Here is an 18,082-nt window from a genome sequence, read left to right as displayed (position 1 = left end):
CTTCTACAGGAGGTTGGACCGATCCATTCTCCTGTGGAAGCGCGGTTGACCTGTCGAAGGGGTCAGAGCAGGCCGGCAGCCGATGCGGCGGTACGCCGCTGTTCGATGCCGCGCTGCGCCCGGCGCGCGATGCCCACGACACCCGTGATGAGGGCGAACACGCCCAGCACGAGCACGGCGACGGCGATCGCGGTCGCGGGGCTGAGTGACACCATCCACGACGCGAGAGCGGCCTGACGGGCAGGGTCGGTGAGGAACCACACCGCGCCGGCGGCGATCGCGGCGAGGACGAGGCCCCACACGATGCCCGCCCACCGGACGCGCGGACGGGAGAGGACGACGGATGCCGCGGCCTCAGGCGGGTCGGATGCCGCCGTCGCAGGCTCCCACGCGGGCGGCAGGCTGCTGCCCGTGAACGCGGGCGGGAGCACGGTCGGGGCCGCAGCCGGCGCCTCCGGCGCGGGCGGGACGAGGTCGGCGACCGGGGCGGAGGTGTCGGCGCCGGGTACGGCATCCGGAATCTCAGGAGTGCTCATGGCGGGGCTCATTTCTCGTAGACGGTGACCTCGACCGAGCCGCTGCGCTGGTCGAGCGTGATGTGCTGGGTCGTGACGGCGTCGGTGGTGGAGTCTTCGCTGCGGACACTCCAGCTGAGGCTCCCGTCGCGGCCGGGCTCGACCGTGCCGGACTCGATGTCGCCGCCGTCGCCTGCCGGCAGGCGGCTGTACTCCAGCGCGCCGGTGCCGAGGGTGGCGTCGAGCTCGAGCGCCGTGCCGGGGTACACCTCGATGTAGGTGTACCCGTAGCCCTTGGTCACGACCACGTCGCCGGCGCGGACGTCTGCGCTGCGCGACAGCGGAGAGACCGAGAGCGTCGTGCTGCCGAACGGCTGGACCACCGCCTGGTCGTAGGTCGCCGTGCCGAGATTCACGCTGCCGACCGCCAGACGGTCGGGACCGGATGCCGCCGCCACCGACGCGCCGATCACCAGCAGCACGATGGTCACGGCGGTCAGGAAGCCGCTGCGGCGGCGGACAAGACCTGCGACGACCATGGCGAGGGCCGTGACCAAGGCCGCGGTGAATACGCCGATGGCTCCGGCGAAAGGAGTGGCGGCGGCGGCGAGGACGGCGAGGGCACCGGCGACGAGCGCGGCCCCGAGGGCGGTGAGCACGAAGACGAAGCTCGTGCGCGGTCGCGTGGCCTGGCGGATGCGGCGACGCTCCTCCGCTTCGCGGGCGAACGCCGTTCCCGCGCTCTCCCGTTCGCGGCGCGCCTGCTCGCGGGCCGCGCGGGCCGCGTCCTGCTGGCTGCGCTGCCACGTGTGGTGCTCCGTGCGCCACGCCTCCTGCCGGGCGCGCCAATCGGCGACCTCGGCGTCGTCGGTGCCTGCGGATCCCGTCGTGGACTCGGCCGGCGCCCGACCGGCCGAGTCCACGACGCCCGCAGCGGCTGCCGCGAGGGGAGAGGTCGCGTCGTCACCCGAATGAGACGCGACGGTCGGGGCGGGCTGCGCGGAAGCCGTCTGCGCACCCGCCCACGGGGAGCGATCGGCGCGGGCCGACCGGACGATGAAGTAGGCGGCGAGCCCGATGAGCGCGAGCGCGATGATGACGCCGAAGCCGCCGAGGGGCGTTCCGACGTCCCAGATCGATGAGGGATACCCGCCCCCGAACGCCGCCCACACGGGCCACAGCAGCAGGTTCCGCAGCCACGGCACCACCGGGATGAAGCCGACGGCGGTGAGGATGAAGATGCCGGTCATGGCCGGGTCGTAGCGGCCGTGGAACAGCTCGCGGAGGTGGATGCGGCCCTCCGTGTCGGGCAGCAGCGCCCAGGCGATCGCGTAGACCAGCAGCGCCGGGAACCCGAGGAGCGCCACGACGACGAAGATGCCTCGCACGATGAGGGGGTCGATCCGCAGACGGGCCGCGAGGCCGCCGCACACACCGCCCAGCCATGCGTCTCCGCGCACGATTCCGAGGCCTCGCACCCACGCGAAGAACCGGTCGGAGCCCGTCTGCACGCCGGGAGGTGCGGTCGGCGGTGGTCCCGGATCGGCAGGGGGAGCGGAGGTGGTGTCGGTCATGCCTCCACCCTGGCGGCGACGTGACGGTGCCCGCTATGGGGTGATCCCCTGACCCTTCCCTGATCCTGGTGCCCCGGGTGTGGTCGGGGGCGGCGGGCGATGATTGGATGGCGGCATGCCCTCGAACGCGACTGTCGCCGCCCCCGCGGTGCACGCGGCGTTCGAGCGCCCCGCTCTCCGGCGTCCCCGGGATTGCGTGGTCTCGGGCGTCTCCGCCGGACTTGCCCGGCACCTCGGCTGGCCCGTCTGGGTGGTGCGCACCGCCTTCCTGGCGCTCGCGCTCGTATCGGGCGCCGGCGTGCTGCTCTATGCGTGGCTGTGGCTCTTCATGCCGTGGGACGACGTCGTGCCCAGGGCCGGCGGCAGCGCCGACGCGCGCTCGCGCGGTGCTGTCGAGGAGGATCGCCCCGGTGCACCCGCGCCGCGGGATCCCGCGCTCGAGGACCACGACCACGGCCCCCAGGTGCCGACGCGCCGTGCGCCGGTTGCGTGGATCCTGACGGCCGCGTCCATCGTCGCCACGCTGGCGACCGTCGCGGCCATCGCCGTGTTCGCCGGGAACGGCGTCGTCGAGGCGTCGCTCCCCGGGTGGATCGGCGGCGTCTTCGTCGCGACGGTGCTGGCGGTCGCGGCAGGCTCTTGGGCGACGCTGGTCGATCGGCGCGACCCGGCACGCGGTCCCCGGCACGAGAACGTCGTCCGCGCCGCGGTGACGGTGGTGCTGATCGTGCTGATGCTCGCGCAGCTCTCGACGCTCCAGCAGGTCGGCGTGGCAGGCTTCGTCTACGCACTGATGCCCCTCGTGGGGATCGTGCTCGTGTACTCCTCGATGCTCGTGGACAAATGGCGCGAGCTGTCAGGCGAGCGGGTGCGCCGCATCCGCGAGGAGCAGCGCGCCGAGATGGCCGCTCACCTGCACGACTCGGTGCTGCAGACACTCGCCCTCATCCAGAACCGCGCGGGCGCCTCGAGCGAGGTCGCCCGCCTCGCCCGCGCGCAGGAGCGCGAACTGCGCGCGTGGCTCTACGACGGCGACGCTCCCGCCGACAGCGACCTCGCCACCGATCTGCGCGACTACGCCGCCGCGCTCGAGCTCGACTATCCCGTGCGGATCGACGTCGTCTCGGCGGGACTGCCGGCCGAGCGTGCGAGCGGCGAAGTCGCGGCGGCATCCCGCGAGGCGATCCTCAACGCCGCCCGCCACGCCGGTGGAGACGTGTCGGTCTACATCGAGGGCAACGAGAACGCCGTGGACGTGTACGTCCGGGACCGCGGCCCCGGCTTCGACCTGGCCGACGTGCCGGACGACCGGCTCGGTGTCCGTCAATCCATCCTCGGCCGGATGCGGCGCGCCGGCGGATCCGCGACCGTGCGCCGCGGAGTGGGGGGAGGCACCGAGGTGCACCTGCGGTTCGTGACTGCTCCGCCGGCCTATGCGGCGGGCGGCGGCGCGGCGGGAACGGAGGGCGTACATGGCTGAGGCGCCGGTGCGAGTCGTGATCGTGGACGACCATTCCATCTTCCGGTCGGGCCTGCGCGCCGACCTCGACGGCTCGATCGAGGTCGTCGGGGAGGCGGGGGATGCCGCATCCGCCGTGACGGTGATCGAGGCGACGCGGCCCGACGTCGTGCTGCTGGACGTGCACCTGCCGTCGGGCCAGGGCACGACGGCATCCGGACCCGACGCGGCGGGCGGCGAAGCCGTGATCCGTGCGGCCGGCCCGGCGGTGCCGACGACGCGCTTCCTGGCGCTGAGCGTGTCGGATGCCGCGGAGGACGTGGTGCGGGTGATCCGCGCCGGCGCCCGCGGCTACATCACGAAGGGGTCGTCGGGGGCGGAGGTCAGCCGCGCCGTCCACGCGATCGCCGAAGGTGACGCGGTCTTCTCCCCGCGCCTCGCGGGCTTCGTGCTCGACGCCTTCGGCGCCGCCGTCGGCGAGACTGCCGCGACCAGTGACGAGCTCGATCGCCTGTCGGCGCGCGAGCAGGAGGTCATGCGGCTGATAGCCCGCGGGTACGCCTACAAAGAGGTCGCGGCCGAGCTGTTCATCTCGATGAAGACGGTCGAATCGCACGTGTCGGCGGTGCTGCGCAAGCTGCAGCTGTCGTCGCGGTACGAGCTGACGGCGTGGGCATCGGAGAGACGTCTGCTCTGAGCCCTTGCCGCCGAGTTCCGGGCGTCCGCGGCCGTCGTCGACGAAGGGATCGCGCGAGGTGTGCGGCATCCCTAGGCTCGGGACGTGCAGAGGTCGCGGAGGAGCCCGACGCTCGGCGAGGTGCTCGGCGAGATCGTGCGCCGCGCCGCGGACGAGGTCGAGGCGACCCTGCCGGCCGCGCTCGCCGACGAGCCCGACGGTGTGCATCAGCATCGGGTGCGGGTACGGCGCCTGCGCAGTGTGCTCGGAGGCTTCCGCGACGCGCTCGACGCCCGCGCTGCCGAGCGCGTGCGGGTGGCATACGCGGAGTGGGGGCGTGAGCTCGGCGTCGTGCGCGACATCGAGGTGCGCGCCGAAGTCGCGGGCGAGATGCTGGAGCGGGCGGGGATCGACGATCCGGACGTGCAACGGCGGCTCGTCGGCACCGAGCAGGAGGCATACTCGGTGGCTCAACAGCGGCTGGTGGAGCTGGCAGGCTCACCGCGCGCCGAGGAACGTCGGCGACTGCTGCGCGAGTTCGTCGATGCGGCGAATCTCGTCGACCCCGATCGCGATGCTGCCGAGGTGCTCGCTGCGGCGGTCGCAAGACAGGCACGTCGTGTGGAGAAGGCCGAGTCCCGCCTCGACGGCACGGATGCGAGCTACCACGCCCTTCGCAAGGCCGCGCGACGCCTGCGGTATGTGGCGGAATCCGCAAGGGACGCCGCTCCCGGCGTGCTCACGAAGGAGATGGACGCACTCGTCGAGGCCGGCGACACCATCCACGATGCGCTCGGCGCGCACCGGGACGCCACGCTGCTCGCGCAGCGGGTGGATCATGAGGCCGCCCTCGCCGGGCGCGCGGGGGAGCTGTCGCACGCGTACGACAGGATCGCCCAGGTGGCCCGGGACGAGGCGGGGGAACGCCTCGGCGAGGTCCCGCACGCGATGCGGCTGCTGAAGGCCGCGGCATCCCGTCTGTCGTGAGGAACGACGCGGCGGCGTCCGCGACCGCGAGGTCGGCAGTGGGCCCGACCGGTGTCGGCCGGGCGACCTAGAATTGGTGGGACATGACCGATGCCACTCCCACCGCGCCCGTTGCGGGGACCATTCGTCCGATCGTTCTCGACGGAGGCGCTGCGCCGCGCGTCGGCGCCCGCTCCGACGAAGACCTGCTCGACGGACTCAACCCGCAGCAGCGCGAAGCCGTCACCTACCGGGGGCAGGCGCTGCTCATCGTGGCCGGTGCCGGCTCGGGCAAGACCAGCGTGCTCACGCGGCGCATCGCCTCGCTGCTGCGCAACCGCGAGGCGTGGCCCAGCCAGATCCTCGCGATCACCTTCACGAACAAGGCCGCCGGCGAGATGCGCGAGCGTGTCGAGCACCTGGTCGGCGATTCGGCGCGCGGCATGTGGATCTCGACGTTCCACTCGGCATGCGTGCGCATCCTGCGCCGTGAGGCCGAGCAGTTCGGGTTCACGAAGTCGTTCACGATCTACGACTCGGGCGACTCCCGTGCGCTGATCAAGCGGCTCGTCAAAGAGCACGAGGCCGACGCGTTCGGGCTCACTCCCGCGGCCACGCAGTCGAAGATCTCGAAGCTGAAGAACGAGCTGGCGGATGCCGAGTCCTACGCCCGCACCGCGAACATGAGCGATCCTGCCGAGCGGGTCTTCGTCGAGCTGTTCGCCGCCTACCAGCGCGAGCTGCAGCGGGCGAATGCGTTCGACTTCGACGACCTCATCGCGCAGACGGTGTTCCTGTTCCGCGCCTTTCCGCAGGTGGCGGACGTGTATCGCCGGCGGTTCCGGCACGTGCTCGTCGACGAGTATCAAGACACCAACCACGCGCAGTACGCGCTGATCCACGAGCTGACCCGCCCGCCCGGATCGGATGCCGCACCGCTCGCCGGCTCCGGCGGGATGATGATCTTCGAGGCCGAGCCGGCTGCCGAGGATGGCGCGTCGCTCACCGTCGTCGGCGACTCCGACCAGTCGATCTACGCGTTCCGCGGCGCCGACATCCGCAACATCAGCGAGTTCGAGAAGGACTACCCGGGCGCCAAGGTCGTGCTGCTCGAGCAGAACTACCGCTCGACCCAGAACATCCTCTCGGCCGCGAACGCGGTGATCAGCCACAACTTCGACCGCAAGGACAAGCGCCTGTGGACCGACGTCGGCGAGGGCGAGAAGATCATCGGCTTCACCGGCTACTCGCAGCACGACGAGGCGCAGTTCGTCGCCGACGAGATCGAGGCGCTGCGGCGGGCAGGCGTGGACTACTCGCAGATGGCGGTGTTCTACCGCACCAACTCGCAGTCCCGTGCGCTGGAGGAGATCTTCATCCGCTCCGCCCTGCCGTACAAGATCATGGGCGGCACGAAGTTCTACGAGCGCGCCGAGATCAAGGACGCGCTCGCGTACCTCGTGGCGGTCGCGAATCCCGCCGACGAGATGGCGATGCGCCGCATCATCAACCGGCCGCGACGCGGCATCGGCGATGTGACCATCGAGACCATCTCGCGTTATGCCGTCGATCAGCAGATCACGTTCCGTGACGCGCTGGCGAACTCGTCCGCGCTCGGGGTCGGACCCAAGATCCAGGCGGCGATCGCGCACCTCGACGCGGTCCTGGCCGAGGCGACCGAGATCATGCTGCCCGCATCGGGCGAGCTCGCGCCGCCGACCGCCGTCGCCGACGGTCTGCAGCTGCTCCTGAACAAGAGCGGCTACTACGACGCGCTGCGTGCCAGTAAGGACGCGCAGGACGAGGCCCGCATCGAGAACCTCGACGAGATGGTCGCCGTGGCGCGCGAGTTCGCGCGCAACAACCCTGAGGGCACGCTCCTCGACTTCCTCACCGAGGTGGCGCTGGTGTCGGATGCCGACGACCTCGAAGACGCGTCGGGCTCGGTGTCGCTGATGACCCTGCACACCGCCAAGGGCCTCGAGTACGACGCGGTGTTCGTCACCGGCGTCGAGGAGGACCTCATCCCGCACCGCATCTCGGCGGGGGAGCCGGGTGGGCCGCAGGAGGAACGGCGCCTCTTCTACGTCGGCATCACCCGCGCCCGTCAGCGCCTCTACCTCTCGCTCGCGATGACCCGCGCGCAGTTCGGCGAGGTCACGGTCGCGATGCCCAGCCGCTTCCTGCAGGAGATCCCGCTCGAGCTGCTGCACTGGCGTCAGTCGCCGGGCGATGTCAACTCCCGCGGCGGCACGCAGTCGCGCGCGCTCAACGCGCGCCGCGGCGGCTTCGGCGGGTCCGGTTCCGGCTCCGGCAAGCGGTACGGCGACGACCTCGTGCCGCTCGCGCGCCGCGAGCCGACCGGCAACCTCGAGCGCTTCGCGAACAAGATCCAGTCCAAGGTGCGCGACAACGGCGATCTCGAGCTGGCGCCGGGCGACCGCATCCGTCACGACGACTTCGGCGAGGGCCGAGTGGATGCCGTCACCGGCGAGGGCGCGAAGCGCGTGGCGCATGTGCGCTTCGACTCGGCGGGGCCGAAGAAGCTGCTGATCAAGATCGCACCGATCTCGAAGCTCTGACCGTCTCGCTTCGCTCGCTCACCGACCGGTACTTCTCTCTCGGTCGTTGAGCGAGCGAGGAACGAGCGAGACGAAACGCGCGCACCCGGCGCACACGAGTGGCTCGACGCGTCGCGACGCGCTTCACTCGCTCACCGAACCGGGTCGTGCGCGGTTCGTTCCGCGAGCAGGTGGTGGTGGGCGAGGCGGCGCAGCGCGAGCATGACCGGCTCGTACATCGCGGTGCCCAGCACGGCGTAGCTCACGGCGTCGGCGGGTGACATGCCCGCCAGCGGCGCGACCTCTTCGGCGGCGACCTGGCGCATCGCGCCGCCGTAGCGGCCGAGGACGGCGGGAGAGGCATCCAGCCCCGCCGCATCCAGCGCGCGCAGCGCCTCGTCGAGCTGGGCCACCGCGGTGAAGTCCGGGTCGTAGGTGAGACCGAGGGCCGCGATCGCCTCCCGGGCGCGCGGGTAGTCGTCCCGGCCGCCGTCGACGTAGGGCGGGAGCGCGCCGACCGCGCGTCCGAGGGTCTCCATCGGGTCGTCGAGCGGGGAGTCGACCAGGTCGAGCACTTCGCGCACCCGCACCAGGGGCAGGCCGCGCACATCGGCGAGCGCCGCGATGAGTCGCAGGCGGGCGAGGTGCTCCTCGCCGTACTCGGCGCGCGTCGCCGACACGCTCTCCCCGCGAGGCAGCATGCCTTCGCGGATGTAGAACTTCACGGTCGCGACGGGGACCCCGCTTCGTTCCGACAGCTCAGAGATCTTCATCGCGGCCCTCCTGGGTCTTGTGCTGGATACTATAGCTATCCAATACTGGAGAGCATAACTATCCAACGGAGGTCACGATGGACCCGATTCTCACGATCGTCGCCGGCGCGACGATCCTCACCGTCATCGGCATCATGTCGGGCGGCACCTTCCTGCTCCGGATCGCCTCACGCGGTCTGCCGTTCAACGGTCTGCAGAAGACGTTCTTCCGCGCCGGTCACGCCCACGCCGGCGTGCTCGTGCTGCTCGGGCTGGTGAGCCTGCTGCTCACCTCGGCCGCAGGTGCGGCGCTCGCCTGGCAGTGGGCGTCGGTCGGGGTGCTGGCCAGCGCGATCCTGATCCCGGGCGGGTTCTTCCTGTCGGTCCTGGGGCAGGACCCGCAGCGACCGGGGCGTGCGATCGCACTCCTGTGGGCGGGAGTCGTCGTGCTCGCGGCATCCCTTCTCGCGGTCGGCATCGGCGTGATCGTCGCGGGGGTCTCCGCGCTGGGCTGAGCCTGCCCTGGGAACCGGGCACTGGTCTCGCGGCGGCGGGTTAGGCTCGCACAATGGCCTTGTTCTCGCGCCGTCCGAAGAAGCCCGCCGAGCAGTCGACGCCCTCGCCCGAGCCGTCGCCCGCTGATGCGGCGGCCGTCGACGGCGCCAATGTGAGCACGCCCGCAGCGGACGCGGACACGGATGCCGCGGCGAACGTGTCGATCTCGGTCTCAGCGTTCGGCGGTCTCGGCGCGAGCCCCGCTGCCCCGCAGCCCGCTGCACCCGAGGAGCTGGCCGAGAGCGACCAGCCGATGTCGTCCGGCCCGCGTCCGCGGCTCGGCACCCGCGAGTGGATGCGGACCGCGCCGGAGCAGACCGAGACCGTGCCCGGTCTTCGCGACAACGTCCTGCTGCGCGCCGCTCTGGGACGCGTCGGCGATGCGCCGGCCTCGCAGGCGCTGCTGGATGTCGCGCGGCAGCTGCTGCAGGGGCACGTCTTCCTCCGGGTCAAGGGAGACGCGCGCTCGCTTCTCGCCGAGGGCAAGGGGCTGCCGCTCGCGGTCGCGAACTCGGGCGAGCGCACCTTCGCGCTCGTGTTCTCGAGCGGCGCCGCGCTGCAGGCGAGCCTCAAGGCCGATGGCGACACCGACACGTCGGCCATGGGTCAGCCGGTGCTGACGGTGCTGCGGCACGTCTTCGCGAGCTCGTACGACGGGATCATCATCGACCCCGCCTCGTCGCCGTCGCGCGCCGTGCTGCCGAAGGAGCTGCTGCAGCGCGCCGTCGATCAGGCCGACCCGGAGCTCACCGTCAAGACGCTGCTCGCCGCCGAGCGCACGCCGGAGGTCGGCGGCAAGGTGGCGGAGGCTCTCACGCGCGTGCCGCTGTGGGTCGCCGTCGGTACGGCGGAAGGCGGAGTGCCGGGTCTCGCCGAGGGCCGCGACGCCGACGGCGCGCGGTACCTCGAGGTCTACTCGCACCCACTCGAGGTCGCCGTCATGGGCCGCGGCGACAACGCCGCGCCGATCACCTCCGCCCAGCTCTCGCGGGCGCTGCGCGGTGACGCAGCCATCACCGGCGTCGTCGTGGACCCCGCGGGTCCGTGGATCCGCCTCACCCGCGATGACCTCGCCCCGGTGCTCGCCCTGACCGACTGACGGCGGGGCGCTGTCGACCAGTCCCTAGTGCGATCCAGGGGTTGACATGCGCGCGTCCGCGCGTACCCTATTCAACATAGACGTTGATAAAGGGATGAGTTGATCAATGGACGATCAGGAGCTCGATCGGGCGTTCGTCGCACTGGGAGACCCCGTGCGCCGGGCGATGATCGCACGCCTGAGCCGGGGCCCCGCCACGGTGGGCGAGCTGGCCGAGCCGTTCCCGATCACCATGCAGGCCGTCTCGCGCCACATCAAGGTGCTCGAAGACGCGCGCCTCGTCACCAGGTCTCGGGATGCGCAGCGCCGCCCCGTGCATCTCGAGGCGGCCGCCCTGGAGCAGCTCACGGCATGGATCGACCGCTACCGGCTCGACGCCGAGCGCGCCTACCGGCGGCTCGACGCGGTGCTGGCCGCCGCGAGCACCGTCCCCGCGTCACCCCCCTTACGAACCCCTCGCACGACCGATACGAAGAAGGAGAAGGAATCATGAGCAACCCGCTCATCATCGAAGCCGTTCCCGGCACCTCGTACGCCGACATCACGCGCGAATTCGACGCGCCGGTCGAGGCCCTGTTCCGTGCCCACGCCGATCCGGAGCTGTTCCGGCAGTGGATCGGGCCGGGCGAGGAGCGCACCGAGATCTCGCACTGGGACTTCCGCACCGGCGGCGGCTACCGCTTCGTCCAGCGCGACGGCAACGGCGAGTACGCCTTCCGCGGGGTGTTCCACACCATCCGCGAGAACGAGCTGATCATCCAGACGTTCGAGTACGAGGGCTGGCCCGACGAGGTCAGCATCGACGCCATCCGCTTCGAGGCGCTCGAGGGCGGCCGCTCGCGGATCGTCGACCACAGCGTGTTCTCGAGCGTCGAGGCGCTCGAGGCCATGCAGTCCGAGGGCATGGAGCGCGGCATGCGTGAAGGCTACGAGAAGCTCGACGAGCTGCTGGCCGGGGAGAGCTGAGCCATGGGCAAGGTCGTCTGCTCCGCCTCCATGTCGCTCGACGGCTTCGTCGCGCACGAGGACAACGATCCCGGCCGCCTGTTCGACTGGTACGAGGCCGGAGACGTCGAGGTCGTCACCGCGAGCGAACCCGCGGCGTTCCACCTCACCCCGACGAGCGCCGACTACTGGCGGGAGTGGGTCGGCCAGATCGGCTGTCTCGTCGTCGGACGGCTGCTGTTCGACATCACCGACGGCTGGAAGGGGGAGCATCCGCTCGGCGTGCCGTTCGTCGTGCTGACGCACGCGGCACCGACGGACTGGGCGCACGCCCACACCGGCAACGCCCACTTCGTGACCGACGGCATCGAGGCCGCGATCGCCCGGGCGCAGGAGATCGCCGGGGACCGCACGGTCGCGCTCGCGGCCGGAACCATCGCCGGTCAGGCGCTGGGTGCCGGACTGGTCGACGAGGTCGCCGTCGACCTCGTGCCCGTCGTGCTGGGCAGCGGCCACCGCTACTTCGCCGACGTGGACCCGGCGGCCGTGCGGCTCGGCGACCCCACGACGATCATCCCGAGCACGCGCGTCACGCACCTGGTGTTCCCCGTCGAGAAGAGCCCCGCCGCAGGGTGACGGATGTCGCCGCCCGCGCCTAGGGTGAGACCCATGGCGTCGGAGCGCATCACCCTCACCGTGCCCGGTCCGGACGGCGATCGCGAGGTGGGGATCTCCAATCCCCGCCGCGTGATCTGGCCCGAGCTGGGAATCACCAAGCAGGAGCTGGCCGAGTACCTGATCGCCGTGAGCGGCCCCTTCCTCGCAGCGAACGGCGACCGGCCGGTGTCGCTCGAGCGCTTCCCCGAGGGGGTCGACGGCGAGCGGTTCTACTCCAAGAACCCGCCGAAGGGCGCGCCCGCCTTCGTCGAAGCCCAGACGGTCACGTACAACAGCGGGCGCCGGCATCCGCAGATCATCCTCACCGAGATCGCCGCGGCGGTGTGGGCCGTCCAGATGAACACCATCGTGTTCCACCCCTGGGCGTCGTTGACGGCGAACACCGACAACCCCGTCGAGCTGCGCATCGACCTCGATCCGCAGCCGGGCACGGATTTCGCGGATGCCGCCGCCGTCGCACCCGCACTGCGCGACGTGCTCGCCGAAGCGGGTCTCACGGCGTTCCTCAAGACGAGCGGCAACCGCGGCATCCACGTGTTCTGCCCGATCGAGCCCGAGTGGGAGTTCCTCGATGTGCGGCACGCCGTCATCGCCGCCGGGCGCGAGCTGGAGCGGCGTCTCCCCGACAAGGTGACGATGAACTGGTGGAAGGAAGAGCGCGGCGAGCGCATCTTCATCGACTTCAACCAGGCGAACCGCGACCGGACTATGGCGGGCGCCTACAGCCCGCGGGCGCTGCCCGCCGCCACCGTGTCGACGCCGCTCACGTGGGACGAGCTCGAGGCGGGCGTCGACCCGACCGCGTTCACGGTGCGGACCGTGCCGCAGCGCCTCGCCGAGGTCGGCGACCCGTGGGCGGACCTGCTGGCGAAGCCCGGACGCATCGACACGCTGCTCGAGTGGTGGCAGCGCGATCTCGACGACGGACTGGGCGAGCTGCCCTTTCCGCCGGACTTCCCGAAGATGCCGGGTGAGCCGCCGCGCGTTCAGCCGAGCCGCATCAACCCCGAGAACTGGCCGAAGGATGAGTGAGGGCCTCACCGATCCTCGCGTGCTTCCCACTGCTCGCCGGCGGGATCCGCAGGGTGCCGGCGCGGGCGGGCGCCGGGTCGCCGGCGCTGCGGGTCTGGTCGACCGCGTCACGGCGCGCCTGCTCGAGACGCGATGGCTGATGCGGATGCCGATCCCGCTGTACCGCGCGGGACTCGGGTGGATCTTGGGTGAGCGCCTGGTCATGATCGAGCACCTCGGACGCGTGTCGCACGAGCCGCGCTTCGTCGTAGTGGAGGTCGTCGAACGGGAGCGGAACGCCATCCGTGTGGCCTCGGGCTTCGGCGAGCACGCCCAGTGGTATCGCAACCTCCGGGCGAACGGCGTCGCCTATCTCAGCACCGGACGCGCCCGTCGGGTACGGGCGCAGGTGCGCCTGCTCGACCGTGCGGACTCCGAGACGGTGCTGCGCCGGTACGCGGCCGCGCACCCCGAGGCGTGGCAGCACCTGCACGGGGCGATGGACTACGCGGCGGGCGGTGACGCCCAGATCCCCGTGGTGGAGTTCGCGCCGCCGACCGGGCCGCCGCCGACCGGGCGGCCGCCGACCGGGCGGGTCGCTGAGGTGGTTCCCCGAGCTACGGCGAGACTCCGCTTCCGTCAGATGACGCCGGCGGACCTCGACGCGATGTCGGGTCTGTTGGGTGATCCCGACGTCATGCGGTTCTACCCCGCGCCGAAGACCCGCGAACAAGCGGCGGCGTGGATCGCATGGAACCAGCGGAACTATGCCGAACACGGCTACGGGCTCTGGATCATCGAGACGCACGCGGGCGACTTCGTCGGAGACTGCGGCCTGACGTGGCAGGAGGTCAACGGAGTCAGGAAGCTCGAGGTGGGTTACCACGTCACCGCGACGTGGCAAGGCACCGGGTTCGCGACCGAGGCGGCGACGGCGTGTCGCGACTTCGCACGCGAACACGTCGGCGCGCGGGGACTCGTCGCCATCATCCACCCGGACAATCGCGCCTCCGAGCGTGTGGCCGAGAAGATCGGGATGCACCGGGTCGAAGACCACCTCGCCGCAAGCGGTTCACGCCGGATCGTCCTGAGCATGACCCTTTGACAAGACGTCCTCCGGGCCATCGTCGGCTCAGACCAGGACGTCAGCCAGATCGTAGGCGGCGATGACCTCGAGCTGCTCGTAGGTGCAGGAGCGAGGGTCGCGGTCGGGGCGCCAGCGCTCGAACTGCACCGTGTGGCGGAAGCGCCACCCCTCGAGCTGGTCGTAGCGCACTTCGAGCACGCGCTCGGGGCGCAGCCGCACGAACGACGAGTCGGCGCGGCCGGCCTGGAAGCGCGACTTCTCACCCTCGCCGCGCAGTGCCTCGCCGTCGGCATCGCGCTCGACCAGCGGAGCCAGTTCGTCGATGAGCTCGAGGCGGCGCGCGTTGCTCCAGGCGGCGACGCCGCCGACGGGATAGAGCGTGCCGTCTTCGCCGTAGAGGCCGACCAGGAGTGAGCCGACGCCCTCTCCGGACTTGTGGATCCGGTAGCCGAGGGCGACGACGTCGGCCGTGCGCGCGTGCTTGATCTTGAACATCGTGCGCTTGCCCGGTGCGTACGGCTGGTCGAGGGGCTTGGCGACGACGCCGTCGAGCCCCGCCCCCTCGAACTCGGCGAGCCAGCGCCGCGCGAGGTCGGGGTCGTCGGTCGTGCGTGTGACGTGGACCGGATCGGGCACATCGCGCAGCAGCTCTACGAGGGTCTCGCGTCGGGTCGCGAACGGCTCGCTCTGCAGATCGCGGTCGCCGACGGCGAGCAGGTCGAACGCGATGAACATCGCCGGCGTCTGCTCGGCGAGCATGTTGACGCGGGATGCCGCCGGGTGGATGCGCTGCGACAGCGACTCCCAGTCGAGCCGGCGCCGACCGTCGCGGTCGACCGGCACGACGATCTCGCCGTCGAGCAGGCACGGTTCGGGAAGGACACGGGCGAACGCCTCGACGAGCTCGGGGAAGTACCGGGTCAGCGGCTTCGCCCCGCGCGAGCCGATCTCGACGTTCTCACCGTCCCACGACACCAGCGCGCGGAACCCGTCCCACTTGGGCTCGTAGCTGAGCCCGCCCGGCACCTTCGCCGCATCGGGGACGTCGGGCACGGACTTCGCGAGCATCGGCGCGGGGATCTCGTACGGCATGCGCACCATCCTGCCGTGGTCCGCCGACACCCGACACCCCGTGTCGGGCGGCTGTGAAGTCCGTGGTTCGCAGGTTCGCGGCACCCGGAAGGTGCGTTTCCTGGACCGCAGCGCTGGGAGCGAGGACGGATGCCGCGCCCGCGGCGCACCCGGTCAGGCCGACGCCGACGCCGACGCCGAAGCGGCGTACAGGGCGGCGGCCTCGGCGCGGTTCGCTGCGCCGATCTTCGCGAGGATCGCCGAGACGTGCACGGACGCCGTCTTGGGGCTGATGAACAGCCGCTGGCCGATCTGCGGATTGGTGAGGCCCTCGGCGATGAGCTCGAGCACTTGAAGCTCCCGCGGTGTGAGGGACGCGACGATCCCCTCGCCCGCGTCGGCGGCGGTCGTGCCGGGGATCAGCCGGGCCTGCGTCGCGAGCTCGGTCGCCCAGCGCGCCGCGCGCGCGACACCCAGCGGAGGCGCCTCGGCCGTGATCGCGGCCAGCAGGTCCGCGGCGTCGTCGCGCTCACCGGCGTCGATCAACGCCCAGGCCAGGCGGCAGCGCGCCGTCTGCAGGTGCCACGTCGGCATGCCGCCGGGGGTCAGCTCGTCCACGATGGCGCGCCACGCCGTCACGCGATCGTCGGCCGGGGCGCCGTCGCCGTCCGCGAGCACGGCGCGGACGAATCTCGACACGCGCCCCGCGAGCTCGTTGTCGGGCCAGCCGTCGAGGGCTCGTTCGATGCGCGCCCGAACTCCGGGGTCGCCTGGGCGGCCGGGGGAGTGCGTCAGCAGCGCCGCCGTCAGCACGGCATAGCGGCGCACAGTGCTGCGGCTGCCCTCCGGATCCTCGGCGGCGGCCAGCACGGCGGTGGCGGCATCCGTCCCCTGCCGGGCGTGAAGGGTCAGCGCCGCGTCTGCCCGCTCGACCGCCCACCAGACGGCCTTGTCGGGGTACAGGCGCTGTGACTCCTCGATGCGGCCGCGCTCGGCCGTAAGCAGGTCGTCGCGTTCGCGCGGGCGGTCGTCCCACACCAGGTGAGAGGAGAGCAATCGCAGCGTGGAGGCCGCATCGGCCCGGCTCATCAGCCGTCGCGCGCGTCGCGCGTAATGGAGCGCGGTCTCGGGTTCTCCGGTGGCGAAGAGGGCGAACGCGACCGATTGGGCGATCGCCGCTCCCGAGCCCCGTTCGATGCCGGCGCGGACGACGTCTTCGTAGTGCTGTGTTCCGACGACGACGGCCTCGTGGAGGCGCCCGGCTGTCACCAGCATGTGGGTGAGCGCGCTGCCCACGTAGGCGCGCATCGGCGGGTCCAGCCGCAGAGCGACGGCCCGCTCCAGCGGCGCCAGTGCCGCCGAATCCTGGTCCTCGTCGCCGGCGAGCCGCCACGCCTCCACGGTCAGCGCGACCGCCAGGGCGGGGTCGTCGCCCGTCTCCTCCGCGAGGGCGATGGCGCGCGCGGCGTGCTCTGCGGCATCCGCGCCGTGCTCGTCGATCGCCATGTTGGTGAGCACACGCGACAGCAGCACCCGGGCGCGGCGGTCGTCGACGCCCTCCAGCAGCCCGACGGCCTCGTCGAGGTCGGCGGGGCGGCCGGTGTGCTCGAGGTTGAAGGTCTGGACGTACCGCTGCCGCAGCAGCGCCGCGCGCATGAGCGGATCGTCGGGGCAGACCGCGAGGCCCTCGTTGGCGGACCGCAGGGAGCGCTCGGAATCGCCGAGGTCGTGCCAGGCCTGCGCGGCGTCGAGGTGCAGCGCGGGCAGGGTCGTGCCGGCGCGTGTCTCGGCATCCGGCACTTGACCCCAGAGTTCCGCGAGGCGCTCGGTCAGCTTCGCCGATGTGGCGGGCGAGAACCGCGACCGCGACTGGCGGAGCGCGGCCACCGTCGCGTCGAACGCGGCCGGAAGGTCGCGGGCCGCGAGCCAGTGCTCGGCGACGGCGGACGCGTCGTCGGGCGAGTCGACGCGATGGTCGCTCAGGTGCTCGGCGTAGCGGCGGTGCACGCGCACGCGCTCGCTCGGCAGCATCTCGGCCTCGACCGCCTCGCGCGTCAGGGCGTGACGGAACGCGTAGCCGGCGCCGTCGGCGGTGATGACGCGGGTGTCGATCGCCTCGCGCACTGCGGCATCGAGCGCGCGCTCGTCGAGCGCCGTCACCGCCGAGAGCACGTCGTCGTCGACGTGAACGCCGCCTGCGGCCATCGTGCGCACCACCTGCTGCGCGTCGTCGCCGAGGCGGGCGTATCGGGCGAGGACGAGTTCCCGGAGCGTGTCGGGGAGGGCGCGGTCGCCGAGGTCGACCAGCTCTTCGACGAGGAACGGGATGCCGCCGCTGCGCTCCGCGAGGGCTTCCACGACGCGCGGATCCAGGCCGCCTGCCAGCTGGGCGACCTGCTCGGCCACCTCGTCCGGCGTGAGCGGAGCGACCTCGACGCGCACGACGGAGCGGGTGCGGTCGAGCTCGGCGAGCACCGGGCGCAGCGGGTGGAAGCGGTCGATGTCGTCGGAGCGATACGTCGCGACGATGGTGAGGCGCCGGCCGCGGAGCGTGCTGGCCAGGGTCTTCAGCAGCGCCATGGTCGCGGCATCCGCCCATTGCAGGTCTTCCAGCACCACGACGACATGCCGGCGCCGCGAGAGCTGCTCGAGGAGCACCTCGATCGCCTCGGCGAACTCGCCCGCAGGCTCCTCGGATTCGGCGGGCTCATCGGCGATGCCGGGAACGAGCGCGGCGAGGCTCGCGATCGCCGCTGCGGACCCGGCAGCGTCGCGCAGGGCGTCCGTGCCGACGGCGGCGTGCAGGTCGCGCAGCACGCGACGGATGGGGCCGAACGGGGCGCCGATCGGCCCGAGGTCGACGCACTGGCCGAAGGCGACGACGGGGGCTTCACCCGGTGCCGTCCGCGCCCCCAGCGGATCCGCCGTGACGAGGGCGAGGAACTCCTGGACCAGCCGCGTCTTGCCGACCCCCGCCTCGCCGCGCACCACGACGGTGCGCGGAGTGCCGCCGACGCCCGCGTCGAACGCCTCGAGCAGCGCGGCCAGCTCGGTCTGCCGGCCGACCATGCGCGGGCTCGAGTGGAGTGCGGGCATGCTCATATGGTGGCACCTCCCATGCGTGGGCGGGGGG

General features: G+C 71.9%; 16 protein-coding genes. 11 read left to right on the top strand and 5 right to left on the bottom strand.

Annotated elements, in window-relative coordinates; translation table 11 throughout:
• Positions 1 to 62: 62 nt before the first annotated feature.
• Together MRBLMI12_RS20775 and MRBLMI12_RS20770 are read right to left on the bottom strand one after the other, a co-directional pair.
• Positions 63 to 536, bottom strand: a complete 474-nt coding sequence (locus MRBLMI12_RS20775; RefSeq protein WP_363358067.1) for a hypothetical protein — start codon at positions 534 to 536, stop codon at positions 63 to 65.
• Positions 537 to 544: 8 nt separating this feature from the next.
• Entirely contained in the window at positions 545 to 2,089 is a 1,545-nt protein-coding gene (locus MRBLMI12_RS20770; RefSeq protein WP_363358066.1) for a PspC domain-containing protein, read from the bottom strand.
• A 115-nt stretch (positions 2,090 to 2,204) separates the two neighbouring features.
• On the opposite strand from MRBLMI12_RS20770, the gene MRBLMI12_RS20765 reads away from it, so the two are divergent.
• The 4 genes from MRBLMI12_RS20765 (at position 2,205) to MRBLMI12_RS20750 (ending at position 7,772) form a co-directional block, all read left to right on the top strand.
• On the top strand, positions 2,205 to 3,569 hold the full coding sequence (locus MRBLMI12_RS20765; protein WP_363358065.1) for a PspC domain-containing protein: 1,365 nt from the start codon (positions 2,205 to 2,207) through the stop codon (positions 3,567 to 3,569).
• A complete protein-coding gene (locus MRBLMI12_RS20760; protein ID WP_363358064.1) occupies positions 3,562 to 4,245 on the top strand; it encodes a response regulator transcription factor in 684 nt (227 codons plus the stop codon). The genes MRBLMI12_RS20765 and MRBLMI12_RS20760 overlap by 8 nt, the downstream gene beginning before the upstream one ends.
• Positions 4,246 to 4,329: 84 nt before the next feature.
• A complete protein-coding gene (locus MRBLMI12_RS20755) occupies positions 4,330 to 5,211 on the top strand; it encodes a CHAD domain-containing protein (protein ID WP_363358063.1) in 882 nt (293 codons plus the stop codon).
• Between the two features lie 83 nt (positions 5,212 to 5,294).
• Positions 5,295 to 7,772, top strand: coding sequence for an ATP-dependent helicase (locus MRBLMI12_RS20750; protein ID WP_363358062.1), 2,478 nt, complete (start codon positions 5,295 to 5,297; stop codon positions 7,770 to 7,772).
• A 131-nt stretch (positions 7,773 to 7,903) separates the two neighbouring features.
• Here the strand turns inward: MRBLMI12_RS20750 and MRBLMI12_RS20745 are convergent, their stop codons facing one another.
• Positions 7,904 to 8,524 carry a MerR family transcriptional regulator gene (locus MRBLMI12_RS20745; RefSeq protein ID WP_363358060.1) on the bottom strand — a complete coding sequence of 207 codons (621 nt, stop codon included), beginning with the start codon at positions 8,522 to 8,524 and terminating at the stop codon, positions 7,904 to 7,906.
• 77 nt (positions 8,525 to 8,601) lie between these two features.
• Here MRBLMI12_RS20745 and MRBLMI12_RS20740 point away from each other — a divergent pair, with 77 nt between their 5' ends.
• From MRBLMI12_RS20740 to MRBLMI12_RS20710, 7 genes are all read left to right on the top strand, one after another.
• Entirely contained in the window at positions 8,602 to 9,018 is a 417-nt protein-coding gene (locus MRBLMI12_RS20740) for a hypothetical protein (protein WP_363358059.1), read from the top strand.
• A 53-nt stretch (positions 9,019 to 9,071) separates the two neighbouring features.
• The gene (locus tag MRBLMI12_RS20735; protein ID WP_363358058.1) at positions 9,072 to 10,157 is read left to right on the top strand and encodes an SseB family protein; all 1,086 of its coding nucleotides are present in this window, start codon (positions 9,072 to 9,074) and stop codon (positions 10,155 to 10,157) included.
• Between the two features lie 106 nt (positions 10,158 to 10,263).
• Complete coding sequence (locus tag MRBLMI12_RS20730; protein ID WP_363358057.1) at positions 10,264 to 10,650, top strand: ArsR/SmtB family transcription factor; 387 nt, start codon at positions 10,264 to 10,266, stop codon at positions 10,648 to 10,650.
• A complete protein-coding gene (locus tag MRBLMI12_RS20725) occupies positions 10,647 to 11,123 on the top strand; it encodes an SRPBCC family protein (RefSeq protein WP_349426607.1) in 477 nt (158 codons plus the stop codon). The genes MRBLMI12_RS20730 and MRBLMI12_RS20725 overlap by 4 nt, the downstream gene beginning before the upstream one ends.
• A 3-nt stretch (positions 11,124 to 11,126) precedes the next feature.
• A complete protein-coding gene (locus MRBLMI12_RS20720) occupies positions 11,127 to 11,738 on the top strand; it encodes a dihydrofolate reductase family protein (protein ID WP_363358056.1) in 612 nt (203 codons plus the stop codon).
• Positions 11,739 to 11,771: 33 nt separating this feature from the next.
• Positions 11,772 to 12,812, top strand: a complete 1,041-nt coding sequence (gene ligD / locus MRBLMI12_RS20715; RefSeq protein WP_363358055.1) for a non-homologous end-joining DNA ligase — start codon at positions 11,772 to 11,774, stop codon at positions 12,810 to 12,812.
• Positions 12,813 to 12,831: 19 nt separating this feature from the next.
• Positions 12,832 to 13,896, top strand: coding sequence for a GNAT family N-acetyltransferase (locus tag MRBLMI12_RS20710; protein ID WP_363358054.1), 1,065 nt, complete (start codon positions 12,832 to 12,834; stop codon positions 13,894 to 13,896).
• Positions 13,897 to 13,923: 27 nt separating this feature from the next.
• Here MRBLMI12_RS20710 and MRBLMI12_RS20705 read toward each other — a convergent pair whose 3' ends face one another.
• Positions 13,924 to 14,970 carry an ATP-dependent DNA ligase gene (locus MRBLMI12_RS20705; protein WP_363358053.1) on the bottom strand — a complete coding sequence of 349 codons (1,047 nt, stop codon included), beginning with the start codon at positions 14,968 to 14,970 and terminating at the stop codon, positions 13,924 to 13,926.
• Positions 14,971 to 15,123: 153 nt separating this feature from the next.
• On the bottom strand, positions 15,124 to 18,045 hold the full coding sequence (locus MRBLMI12_RS20700; protein WP_363358051.1) for an ATP-binding protein: 2,922 nt from the start codon (positions 18,043 to 18,045) through the stop codon (positions 15,124 to 15,126).
• Positions 18,046 to 18,082: the final 37 nt, after the last annotated feature.

The organism is Microbacterium sp. LMI12-1-1.1, from assembly GCF_040676455.1.
Lineage (GTDB): Bacteria > Actinomycetota > Actinomycetes > Actinomycetales > Microbacteriaceae > Microbacterium.
This window is presented reverse-complemented; position numbering and strand designations above follow the sequence as displayed.